The sequence below is a fragment of the Burkholderia sp. 9120 genome (assembly GCF_000745015.1).
Taxonomy (GTDB): domain Bacteria; phylum Pseudomonadota; class Gammaproteobacteria; order Burkholderiales; family Burkholderiaceae; genus Paraburkholderia.
In genome coordinates, this window is record NZ_JQNA01000002.1 from 2,635,951 (window position 1) to 2,662,636 (window position 26,686).

The following is a 26,686-nucleotide window of genomic DNA, read 5'->3' on the forward strand; positions in this document are numbered from 1 at the left end:
GGCAGCAAAAGGGACACACCAACGATGGCAAAAATCTTCTGCGTTGCGAACCAGAAAGGCGGCGTCGGCAAGACGACGACCACAGTCAATCTGGCCGCGAGCTTGGCAGCGCAGGGACAGCGTGTCCTTCTCATCGACCTGGACCCGCAGGGTAACGCCACGATGGGCAGCGGCATCGACAAGGCCGCCTGCGCGAATACGGTCTACGAAGTGCTCGTGGATGGCGTCGCGGTGACCGACGCGCGAGTACGGCCCGAAGCGGTCGGCTACGACGTGCTGCCGGCGAATCGAGAACTCGCCGGCGCGGAAGTCGAGCTGGTCAGCGTTCAGAACCGTGAGCGTCAATTGAAAAACGCGCTTGCCGCGGTCGAAGGCGAATACGATTTCGTGCTGATCGATTGCCCACCGGCTTTGTCGCTGCTGACGCTCAACGGCCTGTGCGCCGCACACGGCGTCGTGATTCCGATGCAGTGCGAGTACTTCGCGCTCGAAGGTCTGTCCGATCTCGTGAACACCATCAAGCAGGTGCACGCCAATCTGAACCGTGATCTGAAGGTGATCGGCCTGTTGCGCGTCATGTTCGATCCGCGCATCACGCTGCAACAGCAAGTCTCCGATCAACTGAAAGAGCATTTCGGCGACAAGGTATTCGACGTGGTGATCCCGCGCAACGTGCGTCTGGCCGAAGCGCCCAGCTACGGTTTGCCGGGCGTGGTGTTCGACCGTGCATCGCGCGGCGCGCAGGCGTACGTGCAGTTCGGCGCGGAAATGATTGAGCGGGTGCGCGCGTTGAATGACGCGCCCCAGGCATCCTAAGCGGATCGAGGAAGCACGATGAACGCAGTAGCGAGAAAGAAGGGATTGGGTCGCGGCCTTGAAGCACTGCTGGGTGGCAGCGCGGATATCACCGAGGCCGTTGCCATTGAAGGCGCGCCGAACGTGCTGCCGCTTAGCAAGATGCAGGCGGGCAAGTATCAGCCGCGTACACGCATGGACGAAGGCGCGTTGCAGGAGCTGGCGGCGAGCATCCGCGCTCAGGGTTTGATGCAACCGATCCTGGTGCGTCCCGTGTCCGCGGACAAATACGAGATCATCGCCGGCGAACGGCGTTTCCGCGCGGCGCGGCTTGCCGGACTGAGCGAAGTGCCGGTGCTCGTCAGGGACGTGCCGGATCAGGCCGCCGCGGCGATGGCGCTGATCGAGAACATTCAGCGCGAAGATCTGAATCCGCTGGAAGAGGCGCAGGGCATCCAGCGCCTGCTCGATGAGTTTAATTTCACGCACGAGCAGGCGGCGGAGTCGGTGGGGCGTTCGCGCAGTGCGGTGTCGAATCTGCTGCGCCTGCTCAATCTGGCGTCGCCGGTACAGACCATGCTGCTCGCCGGCGATCTCGACATGGGCCATGCGCGCGCGCTACTGGCCGTGGATGCCGCGACGCAGATCACGCTGGCCAATCAGGTCGTCAATAAGCGCATGTCGGTGCGTGAGACCGAGAAGCTGGTCACGACGACCACCAAGGCCGCGCCGGCAGTGAAGGCGCGCGCGAATCCGGACGGCGGTCGGGACACGCGGCGGCTCGAGGAAGAGCTGTCCGATTTGCTGGCGGCGACGGTGAAGATCAAACTCGGCCGACGCGGGCGAGGGCAGGTGCTGGTCGACTTCGGCGATCTGGATGCGCTGGAAGGTATTCTGGTGCGCTTGCGCGGTAACGCTGCGGCTGTTTGATTGGCGAACTGAAGTAGGGCGCTTGCGACGGATCGGGGTGAGATTTCGATCGCAAGCTACTTCTTGGCGCGTTGCAGGTTATCAGCTGCGACGGAGTGGGGCCAAGCGATGCAAGCCCGCGGCGTTGATTGAGCCGCCGCCTGGCGATCAGAGCGTGCTGGAGTCCTAACTAAATCCTGTGTCGAATAATCGGGATTCCAGATGTACGCGGCTTGGCCTGAACAGCTAACGCGATCTACGAAGCCGACTGCCTACCCAACGCCGCCCCGCCTGTCCACCCGCGCGCGCAAAAATCGGCGTTTGTTGCATTTTCGAGACGACCGTTACAGCGTTAAAAGGCCGTTTGCGCGGGCGCAAATTGATGCGATTCAATGCGCATGTTTTGCTACCCCCCAGCCGCCTTACATTTGGCGCGTTTTGGCCCGCCAGGAAGCCATTCCCGCATCGTGAGGGGCGGTTTCACGCAGCTTATTGAACGGCCTAAAGTCTTGAATTGCCTGCAACTATCGCTTACAATCGCCCGGATTTAATTGCACGGCAACCCCGTAAGCGCAGCGTAAGCTGGCGGGCTGGAACAAGACTTTCGGAACACTGCGATGGCGGTCAAAACGTCGAATCAAGCGCCGAAGAATGGGCACGACGAATCCGCTGAACGCACCGCTTCCGTTGCGTCCACCGGTCAGCGAGTCCCTTCTGACGAAGCGTGGGATGTCGAGCAACAAGATAACAATATCGTTCCGCTCACGCGGACCGAAGCTGAAAAGCTGTTTGGTCCGAATGTGAGTCGTCCATCGCGCGTTACGCCTTTCAAGGTCGTGGCGGCGCAAATGGTTTTGTCCCTGGGTGCAACGCTGCTGTGGTGGCTGTTCTACAAGCCGCCGGGCGATGCTGCGCTGTCCGCGTTCCTGGGGGGAGCGATCTGCTGGGTGCCGAGCGCGTTGTTCGCGGCACGACTTAGAACGCTGAGCGGCGCCACGACAGCCATGAGCTGGATGATTGGCGAAGCGCTCAAGATGGGGACAACGATCGCGATGTTTGTAGTCATCGCCTTCTGGTATCACGACGTAAGCTGGGTTCCGCTGCTCGTGACCTACCTCGTCGCGCTCAAGACGTACTGGATCGCCTTAGCCTGGCGCTAAGGGTGCAGGAACAAAAGCAGTACAAAATTCAGGCTGGCGCGCAGCGCCGGCATCAGGAGTGCGGATATGACACGATCCGCACCCGGCGTGTTCCCGCAATACAGAATTGCTGCGGGAACGGCCTAAGACGATTTTCGACAATTTGGGTGGCTTTAACGATATGGCAGCTAGCGAAGGCACGCGCGCAATGGATCCGTCCGAGTACATCGCGCACCACTTGCAGAACTTTTCCACCGCGCATCAGACGTCGATTTTCGACATTCACGTGTGGAATCTGGACACCCTTTTCTGGTCGATCGTTTGCGGTCTGGCCACCATCTTCATTCTGCATCTCGCTGCCCGCAAGGCAACGTCCGGCGTGCCGGGCCGTTTCCAATGCGCAATCGAAATGCTGGTCGAAATGGTCGAGGATCAATCGAAGTCGATGATCCACGGCTCGCGCACCTTCATCGCGCCGCTCGCCCTGACCGTGTTCGTCTGGGTCGCGCTGATGAACTCGCTCGACTTTATCCCTGTGGACCTGCCGGGCAAGATCATTGGCTTGCTGGGTCTGTCCGAAGTCATCCCGCACCACCGCATCGTGCCGACCGCTGATCTGAACGGTACGCTCGGCATCGCCCTCGGTGTGTTCGCGCTGATGATTTACTACAACATCAAGATCAAGGGCGCCGGCGGCTTCGTGCATGAACTGCTGTCCGCTCCGTTCGGTGCGCATCCGCTGCTGTGGATCCCGAACCTTGCACTGAACATCATCGAGTTCGTCGCCAAGACGGTCTCGCTCGGCATGCGGCTGTTCGGCAACATGTACGCGGGCGAACTGTTGTTCCTGCTGATTGCCCTGCTCGGCAGCATGTGGGGTTTCGGCGCGGACGTGTCGGTGCTTGGCTTCATCGGCCATGTGATCGCAGGCACGGTTTGGGCGATCTTCCACATTTTGATCGTTCTGCTGCAGGCGTTCATTTTCATGATGCTGACGCTGGTGTACCTCGGCCAGGCTCACGATACCCACTAGTAGCGGCTGCACGTCGCGAATAGTTTTTGGTTTTAGCTTTAGTTTTTTAAATCCCAGTTCCAACCAGTTCTAAAAGACTTTTCACAAAGGAGTGATCATGCAAGCTTTCATCGCCAACATCCAGGGTCTGACCGCCATCGGTATCGGCATCATCATCGGCCTGGGTGCAATCGGCGCCTGTATCGGTATCGGCCTGATGGGCGGCAAGTACATCGAAGCATGTGCTCGTCAGCCGGAGTTGATGAACCCGCTGCAAACCAAGATGTTCCTGCTGGCTGGTCTGATCGATGCGGCGTTTCTGATTGGCGTTGGTGTGGCAATGCTGTTCGCGTTCGCGAACCCGCTGCTGTCGAAGCTGGCAGGCTGAGGTTCCTCGGAAGTTTGCGCCTGAGCTATAACTGGTAAAGGCGCAGGGCGGAACGGGCACTTGGGCGCTGATCGAATACAGAATCGATGAGCGCCTTGCCGTTTCACTTTCCGAACTAGCAACGTTTAAGGAAACACCGTGAATCTTAACGCAACCCTGTTTGCGCAAATGGTCGTGTTCCTGATCCTCGCGTGGTTCACGATGAAGTTCGTGTGGCCGCCGTTGATCAACGCCCTCGACGAGCGCTCGAAGAAGATTGCTGACGGTTTGTCGGCTGCTGAAAAGGGCAAGGCTGAACTCGAAGCCGCTCATAAGCGCGTCGACCAGGAACTCGCTCAGGCACGCAACGACGGTCAGCAACGTATTGCCGACGCAGAAAAGCGCGCTGTGACAGTCGCTGACGAAATCAAGGCGCAAGCACACGCTGAAGCCGCTCGCATCATCGCGCAAGCGAAGGCCGACGCGGACCAGCAAGTCGTGAAGGCGCGCGAAACGCTGCGCGGCGAAGTCGCTTCACTCGCAGTGAAGGGCGCTGAACAGATCCTGAAGCGCGAAGTCGACCAGGCAGCTCACGCTGACCTGCTGAATCAACTGAAAGCCGAGCTCTGATCATGGCCGAACTTGCAACCATCGCCCGTCCGTACGCAGAAGCGCTGTTTGGCGTGGCCGAAGCTGGTGACATCGCCGCCTGGTCCACGCTCGTGCAGGAGCTGGCACAGGTTGCGCGTCTGCCCGAAGTGCTGTCGATCGCCTCGAGCCCGAAAGTAAGCCGCGCCCAAGTCAGCGAACTGCTGCTGGCCGCGGTCAAGTCGCCGCTCAAGGACGACGCGCAAGCGAAGAATCTGGTGCAAATGCTGGTGGACAACCATCGCCTGCAATTGCTGCCGGAAATCGCTACGCAGTTCGAAGAGTTGAAGAATGCCCGCGAAGGGGCGGCCGATGTGCTGATCGTCAGCGCATTCCCGCTCGAAGGCGCGCAGTTGAACGACCTCGTCGCAAGTCTCGAACGCAAGTTCCACCGCAAGCTGAAGCCGACGGTCGAAGTCGACTCGTCGCTGATTGGCGGTGTGCGCGTGACGGTTGGCGACGAAGTGCTCGATACCTCGGTCCGCGCGCGGCTTGCCAGCATGCAGACGGCTCTGACGGCCTGAAGCGCGTAACGCGCTGAAGCGGCTGGCACGCAACAGAATTGACTATCAGGAGCGAATAATGCAACTCAATCCCTCTGAGATCAGCGAGCTGATCAAGAGCCGGATCCAGGGCCTTGACGCGAGCGCAGACGTTCGCAACCAGGGCACCGTGATCTCCGTGACCGACGGTATCGTGCGTATTCACGGCCTGTCGGAAGTGATGCAAGGCGAAATGCTCGAATTTCCGGGCAACACCTTCGGTCTCGCGCTGAACCTCGAGCGCGACTCGGTCGGCGCCGTGATTCTGGGTGAGTACGAACACATTTCGGAAGGCGACATCGTCAAGACGACGGGCCGTATTCTCGAAGTGCCGGTGGGTCCGGAACTGCTCGGCCGCGTGGTCGATGCACTCGGCAACCCGATCGACGGCAAGGGCCCGATCAACGCGAAGAAAACCGACGCAATCGAAAAGATTGCACCGGGCGTGATCTGGCGTAAGTCGGTTTCGGAACCGGTCCAAACCGGTCTGAAGTCGATCGACGCGATGGTGCCGGTTGGCCGTGGCCAGCGTGAGCTGATCATTGGCGACCGCCAGTGCGGCAAGACCGCAGTCGCTGTCGACGCGATCATCAACCAGAAGGGCAAGAACCTCTTCTGTATCTACGTCGCGATCGGCCAGAAGGCTTCGTCGATCATGAACGTGGTTCGCAAGCTGGAAGAAACCGGCGCGCTGGAATACACGATCGTCGTGGCCGCTTCGGCTTCGGAATCGGCAGCGATGCAGTACCTCGCACCGTACGCCGGCTGCACGATGGGCGAATACTTCCGCGACCGCGGTCAAGACGCGCTGATCGTGTATGACGATTTGACCAAGCAAGCCTGGGCATACCGTCAGATCTCGCTGCTGCTGCGCCGCCCGCCGGGCCGTGAAGCTTACCCGGGCGACGTGTTCTATCTGCACTCGCGTCTGCTGGAACGTGCGGCTCGCGTCTCGGAAGACTACGTCGAGAAGTTCACGAACGGCGAAGTGAAGGGCAAGAGCGGTTCGCTGACGGCACTGCCGGTCATTGAAACGCAAGCCGGCGACGTGACCGCATTCGTTCCGACGAACGTGATCTCGATTACCGACGGCCAGATCTTCCTGGAAACCGACCTTTTCAACGCAGGTATCCGCCCGGCAATTAACGCCGGCGTGTCGGTGTCGCGCGTTGGTGGTGCGGCTCAGACGAAGGTCGTGAAGAAGCTGTCGGGCGGTATCCGTACCGACCTCGCGCAGTACCGTGAGCTGGCTGCGTTCGCGCAGTTCGCGTCGGACCTCGACGAAGCGACCCGCAAGCAACTGGAGCGCGGCCGCCGCGTGACGGAACTGCTGAAGCAGCCGCAATATCAACCGCTGCAAGTGTGGGAACTGGCGGTCGCGCTGTTCGCCGCGAACAACGGTTACCTCGACGATCTGGAAGTCTCGCAAGTGCTGCCGTTCGAAAAGGGCCTGCGCGAGCATCTGAAGTCGAGCCACGCTGACCTGGTCAAGCGCATCGAAGATACCAAGGAACTCTCGAAGGACGACGAAGGCCTGCTGCACACGGCCCTCAAAGACTTCAAGAAGTCCGGCGCTTATTGATCCGCGAGTGATCCGCAAGGCATAAACGGACCTTGAAGCGGCGCGGGCCGCATGAGAATGCTCCCGCGCTGCTTCGATGGGCCCGAGTCAGCGCTAAAGCGCTAACTCGGGCCGACAAGGAGCAAGCAATGGCTGGAATGAAGGAAATTCGCGGCAAGATCAAGAGCGTGCAAAACACGCGCAAGATCACGAAAGCGATGGAGATGGTGGCCGCATCGAAGATGCGCCGCGCTCAGGAGCGCATGCGCGCTGCTCGCCCGTATGCCGACAAGGTCCGCGATATCGCTGCACACATGAGCCGTGCGAACCCGGAGTATCGTCACCCGTTCATGGTGTCGAACGAAGGCGCGAAGGCGGCCGGCATCATCCTCGTGACGACCGACAAGGGTCTGTGCGGCGGCATGAACACCAACGTGCTGCGTGCGTCGGTGCAGAAGTTCAAGGAACTGGAAGGCCAGGGCAAGACGATCGAAGCAACTGCGATCGGCACCAAGGGTCTGGGTTTCCTGAACCGTTTGCGCGCGAAGGTGGTGTCGAACGTCGTGCATCTGGGCGATACGCCGCATCTGGAAAAGCTGATCGGCGCGGTGAAGGTGCAGCTCGACCTGTACTCGGAAGGCAAGGTTTCGGCGGTGTACCTCGCGTACACGCGCTTCGTCAACACGATGAAGCAGGAGCCGGTGATCGAGCAACTGCTGCCGCTGTCGGCAGAACAGTTCGAGCGCAAGGAAGAAGACGGCACGACGCCGAGCACGCAGTGGGACTATATCTACGAGCCGGATGCGCAGGCCGTGGTGGACGAACTGCTGGTGCGTTATGTCGAAGCGCTGGTCTATCAGGCCGTCGCGGAAAACATGGCATCGGAGCAGTCGGCCCGCATGGTCGCGATGAAGGCCGCTTCGGACAATGCGAAGACGGTCATCAACGAACTGCAGCTCGTGTACAACAAGAGCCGTCAGGCCGCGATCACGAAAGAACTGTCGGAAATCGTCGGTGGCGCGGCGGCTGTCTGACCGTGACGGTCAAGCACACCGCTTCGTGTGCGCCGGTATGGCGCACCCACCGAAACTGCGCCTTTGCGCGAGTGAAGAATTGAGTATCTAAAGGAAAAGCGATGAGTACTACTGCTTTGGTAGAAGGCAAGATCGTACAGTGCATCGGCGCGGTGATCGACGTGGAATTTCCGCGTTCGGACATGCCGAAGATTTACGACGCGCTCATTCTCGAAGGTTCGGAACTGACCCTCGAAGTCCAGCAACAACTGGGCGACGGCGTTGTCCGTACCATCTGTCTGGGTGCATCGGACGGCCTGCGTCGCGGTACGGTTGTGAAGAACACGGGTAAGCCGATCAGCGTGCCGGTCGGCAAGCCGACCCTCGGCCGGATCATGGACGTGCTGGGTCGCCCGATCGACGAAGCCGGCCCGATCAACTCGGACGTGGTGCGCGGTATTCACCAGAAGGCTCCGGCGTTCGACGAACTGTCGCCGTCGACCGAACTGCTCGAAACCGGCATCAAGGTTATCGACCTGATCTGCCCGTTCGCTAAGGGCGGCAAGGTGGGTCTGTTCGGTGGCGCCGGTGTGGGCAAGACCGTGAACATGATGGAACTGATCAACAACATCGCTAAGGAACACGGTGGTTACTCCGTGTTCGCCGGTGTTGGCGAGCGTACCCGCGAAGGGAACGACTTCTATCATGAAATGAAGGACTCGAACGTTCTCGACAAGGTCGCGCTGGTGTACGGCCAGATGAATGAGCCGCCGGGCAACCGTCTGCGCGTGGCGCTGACCGGCCTGACGATGGCTGAGCACTTCCGTGACGAAGGTCTGGACGTGCTGTTCTTCGTCGACAACATCTACCGTTTCACGCTGGCAGGCACGGAAGTGTCGGCACTGCTCGGCCGTATGCCGTCGGCAGTGGGCTATCAGCCTACTTTGGCTGAAGAAATGGGCAAGCTGCAGGAGCGTATTACGTCGACCAAGACCGGCTCGATCACGTCGGTTCAGGCCGTGTACGTCCCTGCGGATGACTTGACCGACCCGTCGCCGGCTACAACTTTCGGCCACCTCGACGCAACCGTCGTGTTGTCGCGTGACATCGCTTCGCTGGGTATCTACCCGGCAGTCGACCCGCTCGATTCGACCTCGCGTCAGATCGACCCGAACGTGATCGGCGAAGAGCACTACGCGATCACGCGTGGCGTGCAGCAAACGCTGCAGCGCTACAAGGAACTGCGCGACATTATCGCGATTCTGGGCATGGACGAACTCGCGCCGGAAGACAAGCTCGCCGTCGCGCGCGCTCGTAAGATCCAGCGTTTCCTGTCGCAGCCGTTCCACGTTGCTGAAGTGTTCACGGGCTCGCCGGGCAAGTACGTGCCGCTGAAGGAAACGATCCGTGGCTTCAAGATGATCGTTGAAGGCGAGTGCGACCACCTGCCGGAACAAGCGTTCTACATGGTCGGCACGATCGACGAAGCCTTCGAAAAGGCCAAGAAGATCCAGTAAAGGTCGGGTGTAACGAAGCGGGCGCCGGCCTCGCGCGTATCGCTACCGAACGGTAGCGGAACGCAAAGCCGGCGCCTCTTACTACGTTCAACCCAGCCTTGCATGAGACGAGGGGAAGCGCTAAAGCGCCCACTCTCGTCGACAGGAGTCGACACTTATGGCAACTATTAAAGTAGACGTCGTCAGCGCGGAAGAGCAGATCTTCTCGGGCCAGGCGAAGTTCGTCGCACTGCCGGGCGAAGCAGGTGAACTCGGCATTCTGCCGGGCCACACGCCGCTCATTACGCGGATTCGTCCGGGTGCGGTGCGCATTGAAGCTGAAAACGGCGAAGAAGAGTTTGTGTTCGTCGCCGGCGGCATCCTCGAAATCCAGCCGGGCGCTGTGACGGTTCTCGCCGACACCGCGATTCGTGGCAAGGATCTCGACGAAGCCAAGGCTGAAGATGCACGCAAGCGTGCAGAAGAAGCGCTGCAGAACACGGGTTCGAACCTCGAGTACGCCACCGCGCAAGCGGAACTGGCGTACGCGACGGCGCAGCTCGCTGCGATCCAGCGTCTGCGCAAGCTGCGCGGTCAGAACTAAACAGCGGTTAAGCGTTTCTAGGACTAAGCGGCGTGTGTCGCTGCCTCCGGCGGAACGGTAAGAATGAAAAAGGGCTCCTGATAGGAGCCCTTTTTTACGTCCGCTTGCTGAACGGTGTGACGCGTCAGGCTTTAGGGTCGTTCTGAACGAACGCCTGCATGTTAAGACGCGTCAGTCGGTCCTGGTTTCGATTCAGATGCATGTTGGCGATATCCGTCTCGGCGTGATACGGGACACCCGCATAACGATTCAGATACGCGCCAAAACGCGACCAGTTCCTATCACCTTGCGAGAGCGTCGAATCGTGAACATCGTTCATGAAGGTCCTATATTCCGACGACGACGCTTCGGCGTTCGTCATCTTGCCGTTTTGAACGCGATTGAGATTGGTCGATATCCGGTCGAAGGCCTGGTCGGATAGGCCAACCTGCAATCGCGAAAGTCCATCGTTCACGAGTTTGACGCTGTTTGCGTAGCTCCCCGGATCGCTGGCACTTCGGATCACGCCGAGTTGGGCGCCGAGCGTTTGGCGGTTGGTGTTGCGGTCCGCCTCGCTGTAACTCGACGAGTTGGCCGGTGTCTTGTCGAAAAGACCGCCGCCCTTGAGTCCCACGTTGCTATGCAGCGTGAAGTTGCCGTCGGCATCACGCCGTATCGGGTATTGGGGTTTGTAGGCCCTGTCGGGCTGCCAGACGCGCAAAGTGCCGTTGTCGGCGTCATCGCGCACCGGGTACCAGCCTGAATCGTGATGGAGGTATTGGCTGCCGCCCGCGTCACGATAGAGGTTCGGTTGCCGGGTGACCGGCGATAGCTCGCCTGCGGGGCGCTCCACGGCATAGGCGGCCGGAAAACCCGGCACCGGTTCGCGCAAGGCGGCACCGCTCGCCGCGTCGTGCGGATTCAATGCCGGCGTCGGCGCATCTAGTCGGTTTTGCGCGCACGCCATGTCTGCAGCCGGATGACAGGTGTTGCTGACTACTCTCATTTCAATTTCCTTCGAAGCGTCGAGTTCACGGCGTCGCCGGTCATCGCGCTGCCGGATAGGCCGACGTGGAATAGCCGCGGTGATTCGGGGCGCCACCCGGTCGCGAGCGACTAACGCATCGCGATCGTTCGGTTTGCCCGGGCGAACACGACAGCCACCGTGGTCGTTGTGCTTCGCCTGCATTCCGTGTCTCCATCTTCGCTGTGCTCGCCGAGCCCCGGGGACGCTAACCGCCCGCGCCATGACCACGGTCGACAACGCCACACAATTCGCCAATGGGCATGACGGGGTAACACCACCGGCCTGCGGTGCGGGTAAGACTTGATGCCGCCGCGCCAGGCGGTAATGGCACAATCGGCTTCAAATTCATTTCAATAGAGCAACGATTGCCTCTCGGAGACTTCACCATGGCAGCTCAGCTAACAGACGAAAGTGCGCTCATCGAGCCCCGCGACGGCATCTCTTATGTGCGCGGCTCGACGCAGGTCCCGCTCAGCGATGCGACGGTGAGTCAGTTTCTTCGGGACACCGCACAACGCTTTCCAACCAGGCCGGCCGTAGTTTTCCGGGAGCAGGGCATCCGCTGGACATGGCGGGAATTCGCCGACGAGGTCGACGTGCTCGCGTCGGGGCTGGCCGCGCTGGGCATCGTGAAAGGCGATCGCGTCGGGATCTGGTCACCCAACCGTGTCGAATGGTTGCTGACCCAGTTCGCCACCGCGCGGATCGGCGCCGTGCTGGTGAATATCAATCCCGCCTATCGTCTGGCCGAACTCGAATACGCGCTGAACAAGGTGGACTGCAAGGCGATCATTGCAGCAGAGCGCTTCAAGTCGTCGATGTATCTGCAGATGCTGCAGGAACTCGCCCCCGAGCTAGCGAGCGCTGCGCCCGGCAACCTGCATGCCGCGCGCCTGCCGGGGCTGCGGATCGTGATTCGCATGTGCGATACCGAGACGCCCGGCATGCTGTCGTTTTCGGAGGTGGTTGAGCAGGGCCGTGCGTCGCTCGACCCCGCGAAGCTCGACGCGGCCGCCGCGACGCTGCACGCCGACGAGCCGATCAATATCCAGTTCACCAGCGGCACGACCGGCAACCCGAAAGGCGCGACGCTGACGCATCGGAACGTCGTCAACAATGCGCGCTATATCGCGATGGCGATGCGCCTGAGCGAGCAGGACGGCCTGTGCATTCCAGTGCCGCTCTATCACTGCTTCGGCATGGTGCTGTCGGTGCTGGCGTGCGTGTCGGTTGGCGCCAACATGGTCTTTCCCGGCGAGGGCTTCGACCCGGCGGCGACGCTCGCCGCGGTCGCGGAAGAAAAGTGCACGGCGCTGCACGGCGTGCCGACCATGTTCATCGCCGAACTCGACCTCCCTGATTTCGCCACCTACGATTTGTCGCGCCTGCGCACCGGCATCATGGCCGGTTCGCCGTGCCCGATCGAGACGATGAAAAAGGTCGTCTCCAGAATGCACCTGAGCGAGATCACCATTGCTTACGGCATGACGGAAACGAGCCCGGTGTCGTTCCAGAGCTCGACCACGGACCCGCTGGACAAGCGAACGACGACCGTCGGCCGTATCCAGCCGCATCTCGAAGTGAAGATCGTCGACCCGCTCGGCGAGATCGTCCCGGTGGGCGAAACCGGCGAGCTTTGTACGCGCGGCTACTCGGTGATGCAAGGTTATTGGGGCGACGAGGCGAAGACGCGCGAAAGCATCGAAAATGGCTGGATGCATACCGGCGATCTGGCGACGCTCGACGCCGACGGCTACTGCAACATCGTCGGTCGTCTGAAAGACATGCTGATTCGTGGCGGCGAGAACATTTACCCGCGCGAGATCGAGGAGTTTCTGTTCCGCCACCCGAAGATCCAGAGCGTGCAGGTGTTCGGCGTGCCGGATGCGAAATACGGCGAGGAGGTTTGCGCGTGGGTGGTATTGCGTTCCGGAGAGCAGGCCACTGCGGAAGATATCCAGCAATTCTGCCAGGGGCAGATTGCGCACTACAAGGTGCCGAAGTACATCCGTTTCGTCGACGAATTGCCGATGACGGTGACCGGCAAGGTGCAGAAATTCATCATGCGCGAACGGATGATCAGCGAACTGAAGCTGCAGGAAAACAAGACGGCTTGACTTTAAGGCCGGCCGATCAACAGAAGCCGCGCCTGCAAGTCATCTTGCGGCGCGGCTTCCGGATCGAAAAGATTGGTCAAAACCGTTTGCTGTGCAAGCCCGCGCAAGCCACTAACTGGCTACGAACAGACTCCAACCGGCGCGATACCGCACCGCGCAAACGTTTGACCGGGCGAAAAAAAAGCGGGCCTGGAGCCCGCTAAAAACCACACGCTACGGGGTTAGCGCGAGGAGACCAAAGGTGGAACCCACTGAGACGACGCCCCAGCGTCGACTACGGCCCCAGCAGGGATGCCCCTTCACAGGGCTTCGGCATACGCCGACCGGCAAGTGCATCGTATCCGCTCACACCACGCACCCAGCCACATCCGTGTTGAAACCGTTGAGGGCATTGTGGGCGAATTAACCTACGAGCGCCGTAACAAAGTGTTTCAGGTTGTAACGCCCGCCAGATAAGGCGTTGCGGGACATATTGCCAAATAAAAATGTTTTAAACGTAATTATGACCGATGACTTACCCGCAATTTCATACGCATGATTGATGCTATTCGCGACGCATGGTGCGGTGTAGTCCATTCAGTCGATTCCGCATGAAATGGTTGCATCCTCATCGTTTTTCTCAAGGATCGCCTGTGTTACATGGGATTTTCCAACTCGAGAAATTAATCAGAGAAAACGAACCGCGGCGTGCTGCATTGCGGAACGTCGAACCGACTAGAAGGCCGGAACGGGGCCAGCTCATCAGAGGCAATCCGGCCACATTGTTCGGCTTTCGCTTAACTCGTCGGCGTTCCGTTACATGATCGAGTGGGCGATGCGGCCCTATCAATGCGTCGAACCGCCGTCCCTCCGTCAAATAAACCGACCGCGCCGCTCAACCTCGAAGGTTTATTTCAGCCACTTATCCGAGATCGCCTGATACTCGCCCGTCGCGCGTGCGAGGTGCAGCCACTGGTCAACGTACTGCTGGAACGTCACGTCGCCGCGCGGCAGCAGCCAGGCTTTCTCGCCGTACTGGAATGGCTTGTCGGGATGTACCGAACACAGACCCGGATTCAGCTTTTGCTGCAGCAAGGTTTCCGACGCGTCCGTCACCATCACGTCGGCCTTGCCGGCCAGAATCTGCTTGAAGACCGTCACGTTGTCCGGATAGACGGTGAGGTTCGCATGCGGAAAGTATTGCTTCGCGAACCGTTCGTTGGTGCCGCCCGGATTGACGATCACACGAGTGCCCGGTTGGTCGATCTGCGCGACGGTTTGATACTTGTTGACGTCGTCGCAGCGCACGATCGGCGTTTTGCCGTCCACCATGTACGCCTGCGTGAAGAACGCGCGCTTTTGCCGTTCGAGTGTCGGCGACACGCCGCCCATGCCGATATCGCATTTGGCGACGAAGTCGTTCATCAGATTCGACCACGACGTTTTGACGTACTCCACCTTCACGCCGAGCGACTTGGCGAGCGACTCCGTCATGTCGATGTCGATGCCCTCGAACTGGCCGTCCGGCTTGTAGAACGAGTAGGGCTTGTAGTCGCCGGTCGTGCAGGCGCGCAGTGTGCCGCGCGCAAGAATATCGTCGAGCCGGGAGGGCGCCGCGGCGGTGCTGGTCTGCGCCACGGCCACGCCTGCGTGCATCAAAACACCGGCCAGTGCGCCGAGCAGTGCGAGTGCTGCCTTGTTCATGGAGTCTCCTTGTTTGCGTGTAATTGTCCGGTAAGGTCGTCGGATAATAGCCCGGCGTTTCGGGGTTGAACATTAGCCGTTCAGCCAGGTACGCATCGGTATTGGGCGCCGCCAGCCGCGCCCACCGGCCGGTTGCGCAACAGTTATTGCCCGCATCAAGCGCGATGCCGGGAGCCGGGTCCGGTAAAATGCCCCTTTGCCCTCAGTCGTACGCACCGTGGCCCATAAACTCCTGAACGACACTTTCCTGCGCGCGCTACTGCGCCAGCCGACCGACTACACGCCGATCTGGCTGATGCGGCAAGCTGGCCGCTATCTGCCGGAATACAACGCCACACGTGGCCGTGCGGGCAGCTTCCTGGGGCTCGCGAAGAACCCGGCGTTCGCAACGGAAGTCACGCTGCAGCCGCTCGAACGCTATCCGCTCGACGCCGCGATTCTGTTTTCCGACATCCTCACGGTGCCGGACGCCATGGGCCTCGGCCTCGAGTTCGTGACGGGAGAGGGGCCGAAATTCGCCCGCCCGGTACGTACCGAAGACGACGTCGCGCGTCTCGCCGTGCCGGATATCGACGCCACGCTGCGCTATGTGACCGACGCCGTGCGTGAAATCCGCACCGCGCTCACCGACGCGCAAGGCCGTCAGCGCGTGCCGCTGATCGGCTTTTCGGGTAGCCCGTGGACGCTCGCCTGCTACATGGTCGAAGGCGGCGGTTCGGCCGACTTCCGCACCGTCAAATCGATGCTGTACGCGCGTCCGGACCTGATGCACCGCATTCTCGAGATCAATGCGCGCTCGGTGGCGGCGTATCTGAACGCGCAGATCGAAGCCGGCGCGCAAGCCGTCATGATTTTCGACACGTGGGGCGGGGCGCTGGCGGACGGCATCTACCAACGTTTCTCGCTGCAGTACATCCAGCAGGTGGTGAGCCAGTTGAAGCGCGATCACGACGGCGAAAAAGTGCCGGTGATCACCTTCACGAAGGGCGGCGGCCTGTGGCTCGACGAGATCGCCGAGATCGGCGTGGATGCGGTCGGCCTCGACTGGACCGTGAATCTCTCCAAAGCGCGCGAGCGTGTCGGCGGTAAGGTGGCCCTGCAGGGCAATATCGACCCGTCCGTGCTGTTTGCGCCGCCGGCGGCGATCCGCATGGAAGCGCGTGCCGTGCTCGACAGCTTCGGCAATCATCCGGGCCATGTCTTCAATCTGGGCCATGGCATCTCGCAATTCACGCCGCCGGAAAATGTCGCAGAGCTCGTTGACGAAGTGCATCGTCATAGCCGGGCGATTCGAAGCGGCGCGCATGCACCGGCGTGATGCTGTAATCGTTACCGTTTTTGCTGCAACGCGGCGAAGTGGGCTCTCGCTCTAAGGGAAAATTGGCATGCCACAGGCCGTCAGACGGCGGTCCTGCGAAAGTCAAGACTTGACTTATGCACATTCTTCACGCTGCGGCGCGGTAGAAGCTTTCGTCGTACGGTGGCCCTTGCACTTTGCCGGCGCATTTGATCCAAGCCTTGTCTGGCAAGGGTTTCAAGGGTTCACGGCAAAGTGTGCGGAAACCCACAGAAGGCCGCTGCGGCGCGCTTCGCGGCCCTTTCCAGCGAAGTTCTCAACAAAGTTATCCACAGGCACGCGGACCGATTGCAATTGTTCAGCCGAATCCAAAACTTAGCGCCGAAATTGAAGTTTTACTTTAACTTCGACGGGTTCGGCACGTGCTCAACGTGCACGGAGATGCGGCGTCGTGCCGCGCCGGCGCATCCGCTTCGGCTTGCCGCGTGAGCGACGTGTTCGTCCGTGTTGCGCTGGATCATCCGCTGCCGACTCTGTTCGACTACCGGTGCGACACGCCCGAACTTGCCGAACCCGGCATGCTGGTCAGCGTGCCGTTCGGCAAGCGCCACGTGGTGGGGCTCGTCTGCGAAGTAACCGCTCACAGTGACGTGCCCGCCGACCGGCTCCGCGCCGTGAGCGCCGTGTGCACGGCGTGTCCGCCGGTGTCGGCGGAATGGCTCGCGCTGGCCGGCTTCGCAGCGGATTACTATCAACGCGGTCTCGGCGAAGTCGCGCTGCCCGCGCTGCCTCAAGCGCTGAGGGACGCCTCGCGTTGGTCGCGCCTGTTTGCGCCCGAAGAGCGCTACAGCCTCACGGCCGAAGGGCGTGCGGCTTTGCCCGACGCATTGCCGGCGCGCGCCAGCGCGCTGCGCAAGCTCGCCCAGGCACTCACCGAAGCCGATTTCCTGCTAGCCGCCGACGCCCGCGCGCTGCATCCCAAAGCAATCGCCACCTTCGAAGCGTGGCAAGGGCAAGGCTGGGTTGCGCTGGAAGTGATCGAAGCCGCCGCCGTAGTCGGCGCGGCGGCCCCACCCGAGACGCCAGCGCCCACGCTACCCACGCTCACCGACGAACAGGCCGCCGCCGTTGAAGCCATTCGCGACGCGAACGGTTTCGCGCCGTTCCTGCTGCACGGCGTGACGGGCAGCGGCAAAACCGAGGTCTATCTTCGCGCGCTCGCCGAGATTCTCGCGGCCAAACCGGACGCGCAAGCGCTCGTCCTCGTCCCCGAAATCAATCTGACGCCGCAGTTCGAGGCAGCCTTCCGCGCCCGCTTCGCCGCGCTCGAAGGGACGTCGATCGTCACGCTGCACAGCGGTCTCGCCGAAGGCGAACGCGCGCGCAACTGGTTCGCCGCACACACCGGCCGCGCCCGTATCGTACTCGGCACGCGACTCGCGATCCTCGCGTCGCTGCCAAAGCTGGCGGTGATCGTCGTCGATGAAGAACACGATCCGGCGTACAAGCAGCAGGAAGGCTTGCGCTATTCGGCGCGCGATCTGGCGATTTACCGCGCCAAGCAGCTCGGTTTGCCGGTCGTGCTCGGCTCGGCGACGCCGTCGCTGGAAAGCTGGTGGCAGGCCGACCAGGGGCGCTACAAGCGCCTCACGCTGTCGCGCCGCGCGGTGGCGGACGCCGTGCTGCCGACCGTCCGGCTGATCGATCTGGAAGAAGAGCGACGGCGCGGACGGGCGTCGGTGGAAGGTCTGTCGGGGCCGCTGATCGCTGCGCTGAAGGCCCGGCTCGAACGCGGCGAGCAAAGCCTCGTGTTTCTGAACCGTCGCGGCTATGCGCCGCAACTCGCGTGCGATGCCTGCGGTTGGGTCGCCGGCTGTCCGCGCTGTAGCGCTTACGTGGTTTTGCACAAGCCGGAGCGCGCGCTGCGTTGTCACCATTGCGGTTGGGAGTCGCGCATTCCGCGCTCGTGCCCGGACTGCGGCAATGTCGACATCGAGCCGATGGGGCGCGGCACGCAACGCGTCGAAGAAACGCTCGCGAGCGCGGTGCCCGGCGCCCGCGTGTTGCGCATCGACGCCGACAGCACGCGCCGCAAAGGCAGCGCGCAGGCGCTGTTCTCCGACGTTCACGCCGGCGAGGTCGATATTCTGGTCGGTACGCAGATGATCGCGAAGGGCCACGACTTTCAGCGCGTGTCGCTGGTGGGCGTGCTGAACGCCGACACCGCGCTGTTTTCGCACGACTTCCGCGCGAGCGAGCGCCTCTTTGCGCAACTGATGCAGGTGAGCGGCCGCGCCGGCCGGTCAGGTTTGCCCGGCGAAGTGCTGGTGCAGACGCGTTATCCGCGCCATGCGCTGTATCACGCGTTGGGTCGTCACGACTACGTCGGCTTCGCCAATTCGACCTTGGCCGAGCGCCGCGACGCGCATTTGCCGCCGTTCGTTTATCAGGCGCTGCTGCGCGCCGAAGGGCGCACGCTCGAGGCCGCGATCGCGTTCCTGCAACAGGCCGCGGCGGCGTTGACCGGCATTCCGGCCGCTGAACGCGTAACCGTCTACGACGCGGTGCCGCTCACCATCGTCAAGGTGATGCACGTGCATCGCGCGCAGTTGCTGATCGAAAGCGCTTCAAGGGCGGCTTTGCAGGCGACGTTGCGCGCGTGGCAACCGCTGCTGCGCGGCTTGAAAGGCGTGCTGCGCTGGAGTGTCGAAGTCGATCCGCTCGACATCTGACGACCGCGCCGTACCACCCGCGCTACTCAAATCAATCGTTCAACGCCGTCCGCGTATCGCCAGCCGATGCACGCGATGCCGCGCGCGTGCGTCCTTCGACCGCCGCGCGTTTGTCCGCACCGCCGGTTGCGCCACGAATAAACAGCACCGCGCAAGTCGCACACATTGCCCAGATACCCAATACCACCAGCCACTTTTCCATTTCACCGATCCTCTAAAACGCCAAACCCCGTTTCGTTTTTTTTGCGTGCCGTGAGGCCGCTTGCCGCCATGTTCTCTATAACGGCGCGCCGTCCCGTTTGATAAGGGTAAAAGCAAAAAGAATCACGCCAGGGAAAGTACTGACCGCAACCCGCTCCGCCGCACGCGGTGCCATCGGGCGCAAACCCGCGCCCCGCAAGGGTTTAAAGAAGGTGCAACCATATACCCGGTATGGTTGCACCTTTTTATTGAGAGGCGTACGATTCGCCAACTTTTAGTCTTTCGCCGGGCATTCGCCTGGTATCCGAAGAAGGAAACATGGCTAGCACCACCCTTGGCGTCAAGGTCGACGACCTCCTGCGTTCCCGGCTGAAAGATGCCGCCACTCGCCTCGAACGCACTCCGCATTGGCTCATCAAGCAGGCGATCTTCGCTTACCTCGAAAAGATCGAGCACGGCCAATTGCCGCCCGAGTTGTCCGGGGTGATGGGTTCCGCCGATCTGGCCGATGGCGCTGCAGTCGAACAGGAAGAAGACGGTGCCTCGCATCCGTTCCTCGACTTCGCGCAAAACGTGCAACCGCAGTCGGTGCTGCGCGCGGCGATCACGGCGGCTTACCGCCGTCCGGAGCCGGAGTGCGTGCCGTTCCTGCTGGGTCAGGCGCGCTTGCCGGCCAACCTCGCCGGCGACGTGCAAGCCATGGCTCACAAGCTGGTCGAGACGCTGCGCACGAAGAGCAAGGGCGGTGGCGTCGAAGGGCTGATCCACGAGTTCTCGCTGTCGAGCCAGGAAGGTGTGGCGCTGATGTGCCTCGCCGAAGCGCTGCTGCGCATTCCCGACCGCGCAACCCGCGACGCGCTGATTCGCGACAAGATCAGCAAGGGCGACTGGAAGTCGCACGTCGGCCAGGCGCCGTCGCTGTTCGTCAACGCCGCGACGTGGGGTTTGATGATCACCGGCAAGCTGGTGACGACCAATAGCGAAACGAGTCTTTCGTCGGCGCTCACGCGTTTGATCGGCAAGGGCGGCGAACCGCTGATCCGCAAGGGCGTGGACATGGCGATGCGCCTGATGGGCGAGCAGTTCGTCACGGGCGAGAACATCTCCGAAGCGCTGGCCAACAGCCGCAAGTACGAAGCGCGCGGTTTCCGCTACTCGTACGACATGCTCGGCGAAGCGGCGACCACCGAAGCCGACGCGCAGCGCTACTACGCGTCGTACGAGCAGGCGATCCACGCGATCGGCAAGGCTGCCGGCGGCCGTGGCATCTACGAAGGCCCGGGTATCTCGATCAAGCTCTCCGCGCTGCACGCACGCTATTCGCGTTCGCAGCAGGAACGCACGATGAGCGAACTGCTGCCGCGCGTGCGCTCGCTCGCGATCCTCGCGCGCCGTTACGACATCGGTTTGAACATCGACGCCGAAGAAGCCGACCGCCTCGAAATCTCGCTGGATCTGCTCGAAGCGCTGTGCTTCGATCCGGAACTGGCGGGCTGGAACGGCATTGGTTTCGTGATCCAGGCATATCAGAAGCGCTGCCCGTTCGTGATCGATTACGTGATCGATCTGGCGCGCCGCAGCCGTCATCGCGTGATGGTGCGCCTCGTGAAGGGCGCGTACTGGGACACCGAAATCAAGCGTGCGCAAGTGGACGGCCTTGAAGGCTATCCGGTCTACACGCGCAAGATCTACACGGACGTGTCGTACCTCGCCTGCGCGAAGAAGCTGCTCGGCGCGCCGGACGCGGTGTATCCGCAGTTCGCCACGCACAACGCGCACACGTTGTCGGCGATCTATCACCTCGCGGGCAACAACTACTATCCCGGCCAGTATGAGTTCCAGTGCCTGCACGGCATGGGCGAACCGCTGTACGAGGAAGTGACCGGCCGCGACAAACTGAACCGTCCGTGCCGCGTGTACGCGCCGGTCGGCACGCATGAAACGCTGCTCGCGTACCTCGTGCGCCGTCTGCTGGAGAACGGCGCGAACACGTCGTTCGTGAATCGTATCGCCGACGAAAACGTCGCCATCAAAGACCTGATTGCCGATCCGTCCGACGAAGCGTCGAAGATCACGCCGCTCGGCGCGCCGCACGCGAAGATTCCGCTGCCGCGCAATCTGTTCGGCGCGGAGCGTCTCAATTCGATGGGCCTCGATCTGTCGAACGAACACCGGCTGGCTTCGCTGTCGTCGGCGTTGCTGGCGAGCGCGCATCATCCGTGGCGCGCCACGCCGATGCTCGAAGACAACGAGATCGCCGTGGGCACCGCACGCGACGTGCGCAATCCCGCCGATCAGCGCGACCTCGTCGGCACCGTCGTCGAATCGACGCCGGAGCACGTGAGTGCCGCATTGGCGCACGCAGTGGCCGCCGCGCCGATCTGGCAAGCCACGCCGGTCGATGCGCGCGCCGATTGCCTCGCTCGCGCCGCCGATCTGCTCGAAGCGCAGATGCATACGCTGATGGGTCTGGTGGTTCGCGAAGCCGGTAAGTCGCTGGCGAACGCGGTCGCGGAAATCCGCGAAGCGATCGACTTCCTGCGTTACTACTCGACGCAGATTCGCAACGAGTTTTCGAACGACACGCATCGTCCGCTCGGACCGGTGGTCTGTATCAGCCCGTGGAATTTCCCGCTGGCGATTTTCATGGGCCAGGTGGCCGCGGCGCTGGCCGCCGGCAACACTGTGCTCGCCAAGCCGGCTGAACAGACGCCGCTGATCGCCGCGCAAGCCGTGCGCATTCTGCGCGAAGCCGGCGTACCGGCTGGCGCGGTGCAATTGCTGCCGGGCAATGGCGAAACGGTCGGCGCCGCGTTGGTGGCCGATCCGCGCACCCGCGCGGTGATGTTCACCGGTTCGACCGAAGTCGCGCGCCTGATCAACAAGACGCTGTCGAATCGCCTCGATCCGGACGGCAAGCCGATTCCGCTGATCGCCGAAACGGGCGGCCAGAACGCGATGATCGTCGACTCGTCGGCGCTCGCCGAACAGGTCGTGGCGGACGTGCTGCAGTCGTCGTTCGATTCGGCTGGTCAACGGTGTTCCGCGTTGCGCGTTCTTTGTTTGCAGGACGATATCGCGGACCGTACGCTCGAAATGCTGACCGGCGCGATGCGCGAACTGGCGGTGGGCAATCCGGACCGTTTGTCGATCGACGTCGGCCCCGTGATCGACCTCGACGCGAAGCGCGGTATCGACGCGCACGTCGCGGCGATGCGCGAGAAAGGTCGCAAGATCGAACAACTGCCGATGCCGGACGGCTGCGCCCAAGGCACCTTCGTACCGCCGACGCTGATCGAACTCGACAGCATCGACGAACTGAAGCGTGAAGTGTTCGGCCCGGTGCTGCACGTGGTGCGTTATCGCCGCAGCCAGCTGGACAAGTTGCTCGAACAGATCCGCACGACGGGTTACGGCCTGACGCTCGGCATTCACACGCGAATCGACGAAACGATCGCTCACGTGATCAGCCGCGCGCACGTCGGCAATATTTATGTGAACCGCAACGTGATCGGCGCGGTGGTGGGTGTGCAGCCGTTCGGCGGCGAAGGTTTGTCGGGCACGGGTCCGAAAGCGGGCGGCGCGTTGTATTTGCAGCGTCTGCTGGCCACGCGTCCGGCCGGTTTGCCGAAGTCGCTGGCGCAGTCGTTGATCGCCGACGTACCGCAAGGCGGTGAAAACAGCGACAATCCGTCCGCCGCGCTGACCGCGTTGCGTGACTGGCTGATCGCCGAACGTCAGCCGCAATTGGCCGCACGTTGCGACGGCTATCTGTCGCATGTACCGGCCGGCGCGACGGCGGTATTGTCGGGGCCCACCGGCGAGCGCAATACCTACACGCTGGGCGCACGCGGCACCGTGCTGTGTGTCGCGTCGACGGCGAGCGGCGCGCGCGTGCAGTTCGCCGCGGCGCTGGCTACGGGAAATCGTGCGTTGTTCGAAGGCGCGGCTGGCGAACAATTGGTGTCGCAACTGCCCGCCTCGCTGAAGTCGCATGCGAGCGTGAAGAAGAGTGCCGACACACCCTTCGACGCCGTGCTGTTCGAAGGCGATAGCGACGAATTGCTCGCGCTGGTTAAGGAAGTGGCGAAGCGCACCGGGCCGATCGTGTCGGTGCAAGGTGTCGCGGCGCGCGCGCTGGAAAGCGGCGACGAAGACTACGCGCTGGAGCGTCTGCTGACGGAACGCTCGGTCAGCGTGAATACCGCGGCAGCCGGCGGTAATGCGAATTTGATGACGATTGGTTGAGCGACCCTCTTTCCGATCTTTTCAACAAAACGGAAGCGGTACGGCGACCCCGAAACCGCTCCATCCACACCTGGTACCAAGGAGAAGCTATGCAATACAAGATGAAACAGCTGGCAGGCGCCGCATTGGTTGCGGCGATGTCGCTGGCGGGGACGGCTAACGCTCAATCGACGGAAGACGTGAAGGTCGGTTTCGCCGGCCCGATGACGGGTGCGCAGGCGCACTACGGCAAGGACTTTCAGAACGGTATCGTGCTGGCCGTGGAAGACATGAACGCGAGCAAGCCGATGATCGGCGGCAAGCAGGTTCGTTTCGTGCTGGATTCGGCCGACGACCAGGCTGACCCGCGCACCGGCACGACCGTCGCGCAGAAGCTGGTGGATGACGGTATCAAGGGCATGCTGGGCCACTTCAATTCGGGCACCACGATTCCGGCGTCGCGCATTTACGCGAACGCGGGCATCCCCGAAATCGCCATGGCAACGGCGCCGGAATACACGCAGCAAGGCTTCAAGACCACGTTCCGCATGATGACGTCCGACACGCAGCAAGGTTCGGTCGCCGGCACGTTCGCGGTCAAGACGCTGGGCATGAAGAAAATCGTGATCGTCGACGACCGCACGGCTTACGGCCAGGGTCTGGCGGATCAGTTCGAGAAGGCAGCGAAGGCTGCGGGCGGCCAGGTTGTCGATCGTGAATACACGAACGACAAGGCTGTCGACTTCAAGTCGATCCTGACGAAGCTGAAGTCGGTCCAGCCGGATCTGATCTATTACGGCGGCGCGGATTCGCAAGCAGCGCCGATGGTCAAGCAGATGAAGGCACTGGGCATCAAGGCGCCGCTGATGGGCGGCGAAATGGTCCACACGCCGACGTTCATCCAGATCGCGGGTGACGCAGCGAACGGCACGGTGGCATCGCTCGCCGGCCTGCCGCTGGAACAGATGCCGGGCGGCAAGGACTACGTTGCGAAGTACAAGAAGCGTTTCAACGAGGACGTGCAAACGTACTCGCCGTACGCTTATGACGGCGCAATGGCGATGTTCGACGCAATGAAGAAGGCGAACTCGACCGATCCGGCGAAGTACCTGCCGCTGCTCGCGAAGACTTCGATGCCGGCAGTGACGTCGTCGAACCTGGCTTACGACGGCAAGGGCGACCTGAAGAACGGCGGCATCACGCTGTACAAGGTGGTAGATGGTAAGTGGACGACGCTGCAAAGCGTGGGCGGGAAGTAAGTTTCCGTTCGAGCATGTGCGCGTCACGTCGTGATTTGACGTGATGCTTGATGCGAAAAAGCCCTGCGATTCTCTGAATCGCAGGGCTTTTTATGGGTAGCTTCGCTGCATGCGTCGCGTGCCAAATCCGCGCTACGCTTCCCCGCGCAACTTCCTCCCCTGCTCGCGAATCTGCTCCAACGTCGCCCCCGGCGTACTCGCTTCCTGCGGCATGCGGATCTCGATCACCGCCGCGCGCTTCGCTTCCATCGCGCGTTGCAAGGCCGGCAGAAAATCTTCCGTGCGCTCCACGGTTTCACCGTGCGCGCCGAACGATCGCGCGAACGCCGCGAAGTCCGGATTGGTCAATCCCGTGCCATGCACGCGCCCAGGATAATGCCGCTCCTGATGCATGCGGATCGTGCCGAAGTGGCCATTGTTCACGACGATAAAAAGCACATGCAGGTCGTACTGCATCGCCGTCGCGAGTTCTTGCGCCGACATCATGAAGCAGCCGTCACCGGCTAACGCAACCACGGCGCGCTGCGGGTAAAGCGACTTCGCCGCGATCGCCGCCGGCACACCGTAGCCCATCGCGCCGCTCGTCGGCGCGAGCTGCGAGCGATAGTGCCGATACGAAAAATGCCGATGCAGCCACGTCGCGTAATTGCCCGCGCCGTTCGTGAGAATCGCGTCGTCCGGTAGATGCGCGCGCAACTGCTGGATCACTTCGCCCATCTGCACATCGCCCGGAATCTGGCGCGGCTTGCGCCAGTCGAGATACGCGCGGTGCGCTTCGTCCGCCGCGCCTCGCCAGGCGAGCGCGTCGTTAGAGGCGGGTTTCATTGCCGCCAGCATCGCCGCCAACTCGGGCATACCGGAGACGATCGGCAGATCCGCGGCATACACGCGTCCCAATTCCTCCGCGCCTTGATGGACGTGAACGAGCGTCTGCTTCGTCTTCGGAATGTCCAGCAACGTGTAGCCATTCGTCGTGGCCTCGCCCAGACGTGGTCCGATCGCAAGTAGCAGATCCGCGTCGTGGATACGCTTTGCGAGCGCCGGATTGATGCCGAGGCCGACATCGCCCGCATAGTTCGGATGCTCGTTGTCGAGCGTGTCCTGAAAGCGGAACGCGAGCCCGACCGGCAACTGCCAGTTCTCGACGAAGCGCCGGAAATCCGCGCAGGCCTCCGGCGTCCAGCCGCTGCCGCCCGCGATCACCATGGGCCGTTGCGCGCCTTCCAGCAGTTGCCGCAATGTGTCGATCTGCGCGACCGACGGCGACGCCGCCACGCGCCGATAAGCCGGCGCGCCGGCCACGACATCGCACGCCTCGCTCAGCACATCTTCCGGCAAGGACAACACCACCGGCCCAGGCCGTCCCGACGTCGCGGTGTGAAACGCATGACTCAGATATTCGGGAATGCGCTTCGGATCGTCGATCTGCGCGACCCACTTCGCCATCTGACCGAACATGCGCCGATAGTCGATCTCCTGGAACGCCTCGCGATCCAGATGCTCGCGCGCGCATTGGCCGATCAGCAAAATCATCGGCGTGGAGTCCTGAAATGCGGTGTGCACACCGATCGATGCATGCGTGGCGCCCGGCCCGCGCGTGACGATCGCGATGCCCGGGCGGCCGGTCAATTTGCCGACGGCTTCGGCCATATTCGCGGCGGCGGCTTCGTGACGGCAAACGACGGTCTGGATGCGTTCCGTCTCATCGTGCAGCGAATCCAGCACAGCGAGAAAACTCTCGCCGGGTACACAGAAAACACGTTCGACACCGTGCGTGAGCAAGGCATCGACAACGAGACGCGCGCCAGTGGTTTGAGCGGCGACGGAACCTGAAACGGGAGCATTCGGCAGCGACATTGCGATGAAGCCTCCAGGCAGTACATGAGTGCGATCTGAGATTGCCGCATCGGCGAAGAGGGGGGCCGATCGGCGCTTCGACAGCTTACGCCGACAGCGCATGCACTGTCATGGCGCAGCGCAATGGGCGCACATACGGCGAAGCGTCATCGCCGAGCCATGCAACCGCGCGCCCATAAAAAAACGCGGACCGTAGCCCGCGTTCATCGTCATTCACCGTA

20 protein-coding genes are annotated in these 26,686 nt (G+C 62.0%); 16 read left to right on the forward strand and 4 right to left on the reverse strand.

All coding sequences use genetic code 11. The features are described from left to right. The first annotated feature begins 24 nt into the window (after window positions 1–24). The 11 genes from FA94_RS19915 to FA94_RS19965 all read left to right on the forward strand — a co-directional run bounded on the left by FA94_RS19915 (window position 25) and on the right by FA94_RS19965 (window position 10,086). Complete coding sequence (locus tag FA94_RS19915) at window positions 25–816, forward strand: ParA family protein (RefSeq protein WP_035554346.1); 792 nt, start codon at window positions 25–27, stop codon at window positions 814–816. A gap of 18 nt (window positions 817–834) precedes the next feature. Next, window positions 835–1,725 carry a ParB/RepB/Spo0J family partition protein gene (locus FA94_RS19920; RefSeq protein ID WP_035554348.1) on the forward strand — a complete coding sequence of 297 codons (891 nt, stop codon included), beginning with the start codon at window positions 835–837 and terminating at the stop codon, window positions 1,723–1,725. Window positions 1,726–2,321: 596 nt separating this feature from the next. Next, window positions 2,322–2,864, forward strand: a complete 543-nt coding sequence (locus FA94_RS19925) for an ATP synthase subunit I (RefSeq protein WP_035554350.1) — start codon at window positions 2,322–2,324, stop codon at window positions 2,862–2,864. 160 nt (window positions 2,865–3,024) lie between these two features. After that, window positions 3,025–3,876, forward strand: coding sequence for a F0F1 ATP synthase subunit A (gene atpB / locus FA94_RS19930; RefSeq protein ID WP_035554351.1), 852 nt, complete (start codon window positions 3,025–3,027; stop codon window positions 3,874–3,876). 97 nt (window positions 3,877–3,973) lie between these two features. Beyond that, window positions 3,974–4,243 (forward strand): F0F1 ATP synthase subunit C, encoded by a 270-nt coding sequence (gene atpE / locus FA94_RS19935; protein WP_007180033.1) that lies wholly within the window; start codon window positions 3,974–3,976, stop codon window positions 4,241–4,243. A gap of 138 nt (window positions 4,244–4,381) precedes the next feature. Further along, window positions 4,382–4,852, forward strand: coding sequence for a F0F1 ATP synthase subunit B (locus FA94_RS19940; RefSeq protein ID WP_035554353.1), 471 nt, complete (start codon window positions 4,382–4,384; stop codon window positions 4,850–4,852). Between the two features lie 2 nt (window positions 4,853–4,854). Continuing rightward, complete coding sequence (locus tag FA94_RS19945; protein ID WP_035554356.1) at window positions 4,855–5,394, forward strand: F0F1 ATP synthase subunit delta; 540 nt, start codon at window positions 4,855–4,857, stop codon at window positions 5,392–5,394. A 58-nt stretch (window positions 5,395–5,452) separates the two neighbouring features. Beyond that, complete coding sequence (gene atpA, locus FA94_RS19950) at window positions 5,453–6,994, forward strand: F0F1 ATP synthase subunit alpha (protein WP_035554357.1); 1,542 nt, start codon at window positions 5,453–5,455, stop codon at window positions 6,992–6,994. Window positions 6,995–7,122: 128 nt separating this feature from the next. Continuing rightward, window positions 7,123–8,007, forward strand: a complete 885-nt coding sequence (atpG, locus tag FA94_RS19955; protein WP_035554359.1) for a F0F1 ATP synthase subunit gamma — start codon at window positions 7,123–7,125, stop codon at window positions 8,005–8,007. Between the two features lie 101 nt (window positions 8,008–8,108). Then, window positions 8,109–9,503, forward strand: coding sequence for a F0F1 ATP synthase subunit beta (atpD, locus tag FA94_RS19960; RefSeq protein ID WP_035554361.1), 1,395 nt, complete (start codon window positions 8,109–8,111; stop codon window positions 9,501–9,503). 157 nt (window positions 9,504–9,660) lie between these two features. Next, on the forward strand, window positions 9,661–10,086 hold the full coding sequence (locus tag FA94_RS19965) for a F0F1 ATP synthase subunit epsilon (protein ID WP_012434800.1): 426 nt from the start codon (window positions 9,661–9,663) through the stop codon (window positions 10,084–10,086). A gap of 124 nt (window positions 10,087–10,210) precedes the next feature. On the opposite strand, the gene FA94_RS19970 is transcribed toward FA94_RS19965, so the two are convergent. After that, window positions 10,211–11,254, reverse strand: coding sequence for a hypothetical protein (locus FA94_RS19970; protein ID WP_156126679.1), 1,044 nt, complete (start codon window positions 11,252–11,254; stop codon window positions 10,211–10,213). A gap of 224 nt (window positions 11,255–11,478) precedes the next feature. Between FA94_RS19970 and FA94_RS19975 the strand changes: the two genes are divergently transcribed. Beyond that, window positions 11,479–13,209: an AMP-binding protein gene (locus tag FA94_RS19975; protein ID WP_035554367.1), complete on the forward strand. Its 1,731-nt coding sequence runs from the start codon at window positions 11,479–11,481 to the stop codon at window positions 13,207–13,209. An 888-nt stretch (window positions 13,210–14,097) separates the two neighbouring features. On the opposite strand, the gene FA94_RS19980 is transcribed toward FA94_RS19975, so the two are convergent. Next, the gene (locus FA94_RS19980; protein ID WP_035554369.1) at window positions 14,098–14,892 is read right to left on the reverse strand and encodes a transporter substrate-binding domain-containing protein; all 795 of its coding nucleotides are present in this window, start codon (window positions 14,890–14,892) and stop codon (window positions 14,098–14,100) included. A 217-nt stretch (window positions 14,893–15,109) separates the two neighbouring features. Between FA94_RS19980 and hemE the strand changes: the two genes are divergently transcribed. Together hemE and FA94_RS19990 are read left to right on the forward strand one after the other, a co-directional pair. Continuing rightward, the gene (gene hemE / locus FA94_RS19985) at window positions 15,110–16,210 is read left to right on the forward strand and encodes a uroporphyrinogen decarboxylase (RefSeq protein WP_035554370.1); all 1,101 of its coding nucleotides are present in this window, start codon (window positions 15,110–15,112) and stop codon (window positions 16,208–16,210) included. A gap of 464 nt (window positions 16,211–16,674) precedes the next feature. After that, a complete protein-coding gene (locus FA94_RS19990) occupies window positions 16,675–18,921 on the forward strand; it encodes a primosomal protein N' (protein WP_197070294.1) in 2,247 nt (748 codons plus the stop codon). A 31-nt stretch (window positions 18,922–18,952) separates the two neighbouring features. On the opposite strand, the gene FA94_RS39195 is transcribed toward FA94_RS19990, so the two are convergent. Continuing rightward, complete coding sequence (locus FA94_RS39195) at window positions 18,953–19,123, reverse strand: hypothetical protein (RefSeq protein ID WP_176058936.1); 171 nt, start codon at window positions 19,121–19,123, stop codon at window positions 18,953–18,955. A 317-nt stretch (window positions 19,124–19,440) separates the two neighbouring features. On the opposite strand from FA94_RS39195, the gene putA reads away from it, so the two are divergent. Both putA and FA94_RS20000 read left to right on the forward strand, forming a co-directional pair. After that, window positions 19,441–23,370, forward strand: coding sequence for a trifunctional transcriptional regulator/proline dehydrogenase/L-glutamate gamma-semialdehyde dehydrogenase (gene putA / locus FA94_RS19995; protein ID WP_035554372.1), 3,930 nt, complete (start codon window positions 19,441–19,443; stop codon window positions 23,368–23,370). A gap of 89 nt (window positions 23,371–23,459) precedes the next feature. Then, the gene (locus FA94_RS20000; RefSeq protein ID WP_035554375.1) at window positions 23,460–24,608 is read left to right on the forward strand and encodes a branched-chain amino acid ABC transporter substrate-binding protein; all 1,149 of its coding nucleotides are present in this window, start codon (window positions 23,460–23,462) and stop codon (window positions 24,606–24,608) included. Window positions 24,609–24,740: 132 nt separating this feature from the next. On the opposite strand, the gene FA94_RS20005 is transcribed toward FA94_RS20000, so the two are convergent. Next, window positions 24,741–26,465 carry a thiamine pyrophosphate-binding protein gene (locus FA94_RS20005; protein ID WP_035554376.1) on the reverse strand — a complete coding sequence of 575 codons (1,725 nt, stop codon included), beginning with the start codon at window positions 26,463–26,465 and terminating at the stop codon, window positions 24,741–24,743. Between the last annotated feature and the right edge of the window lie 221 nt (window positions 26,466–26,686).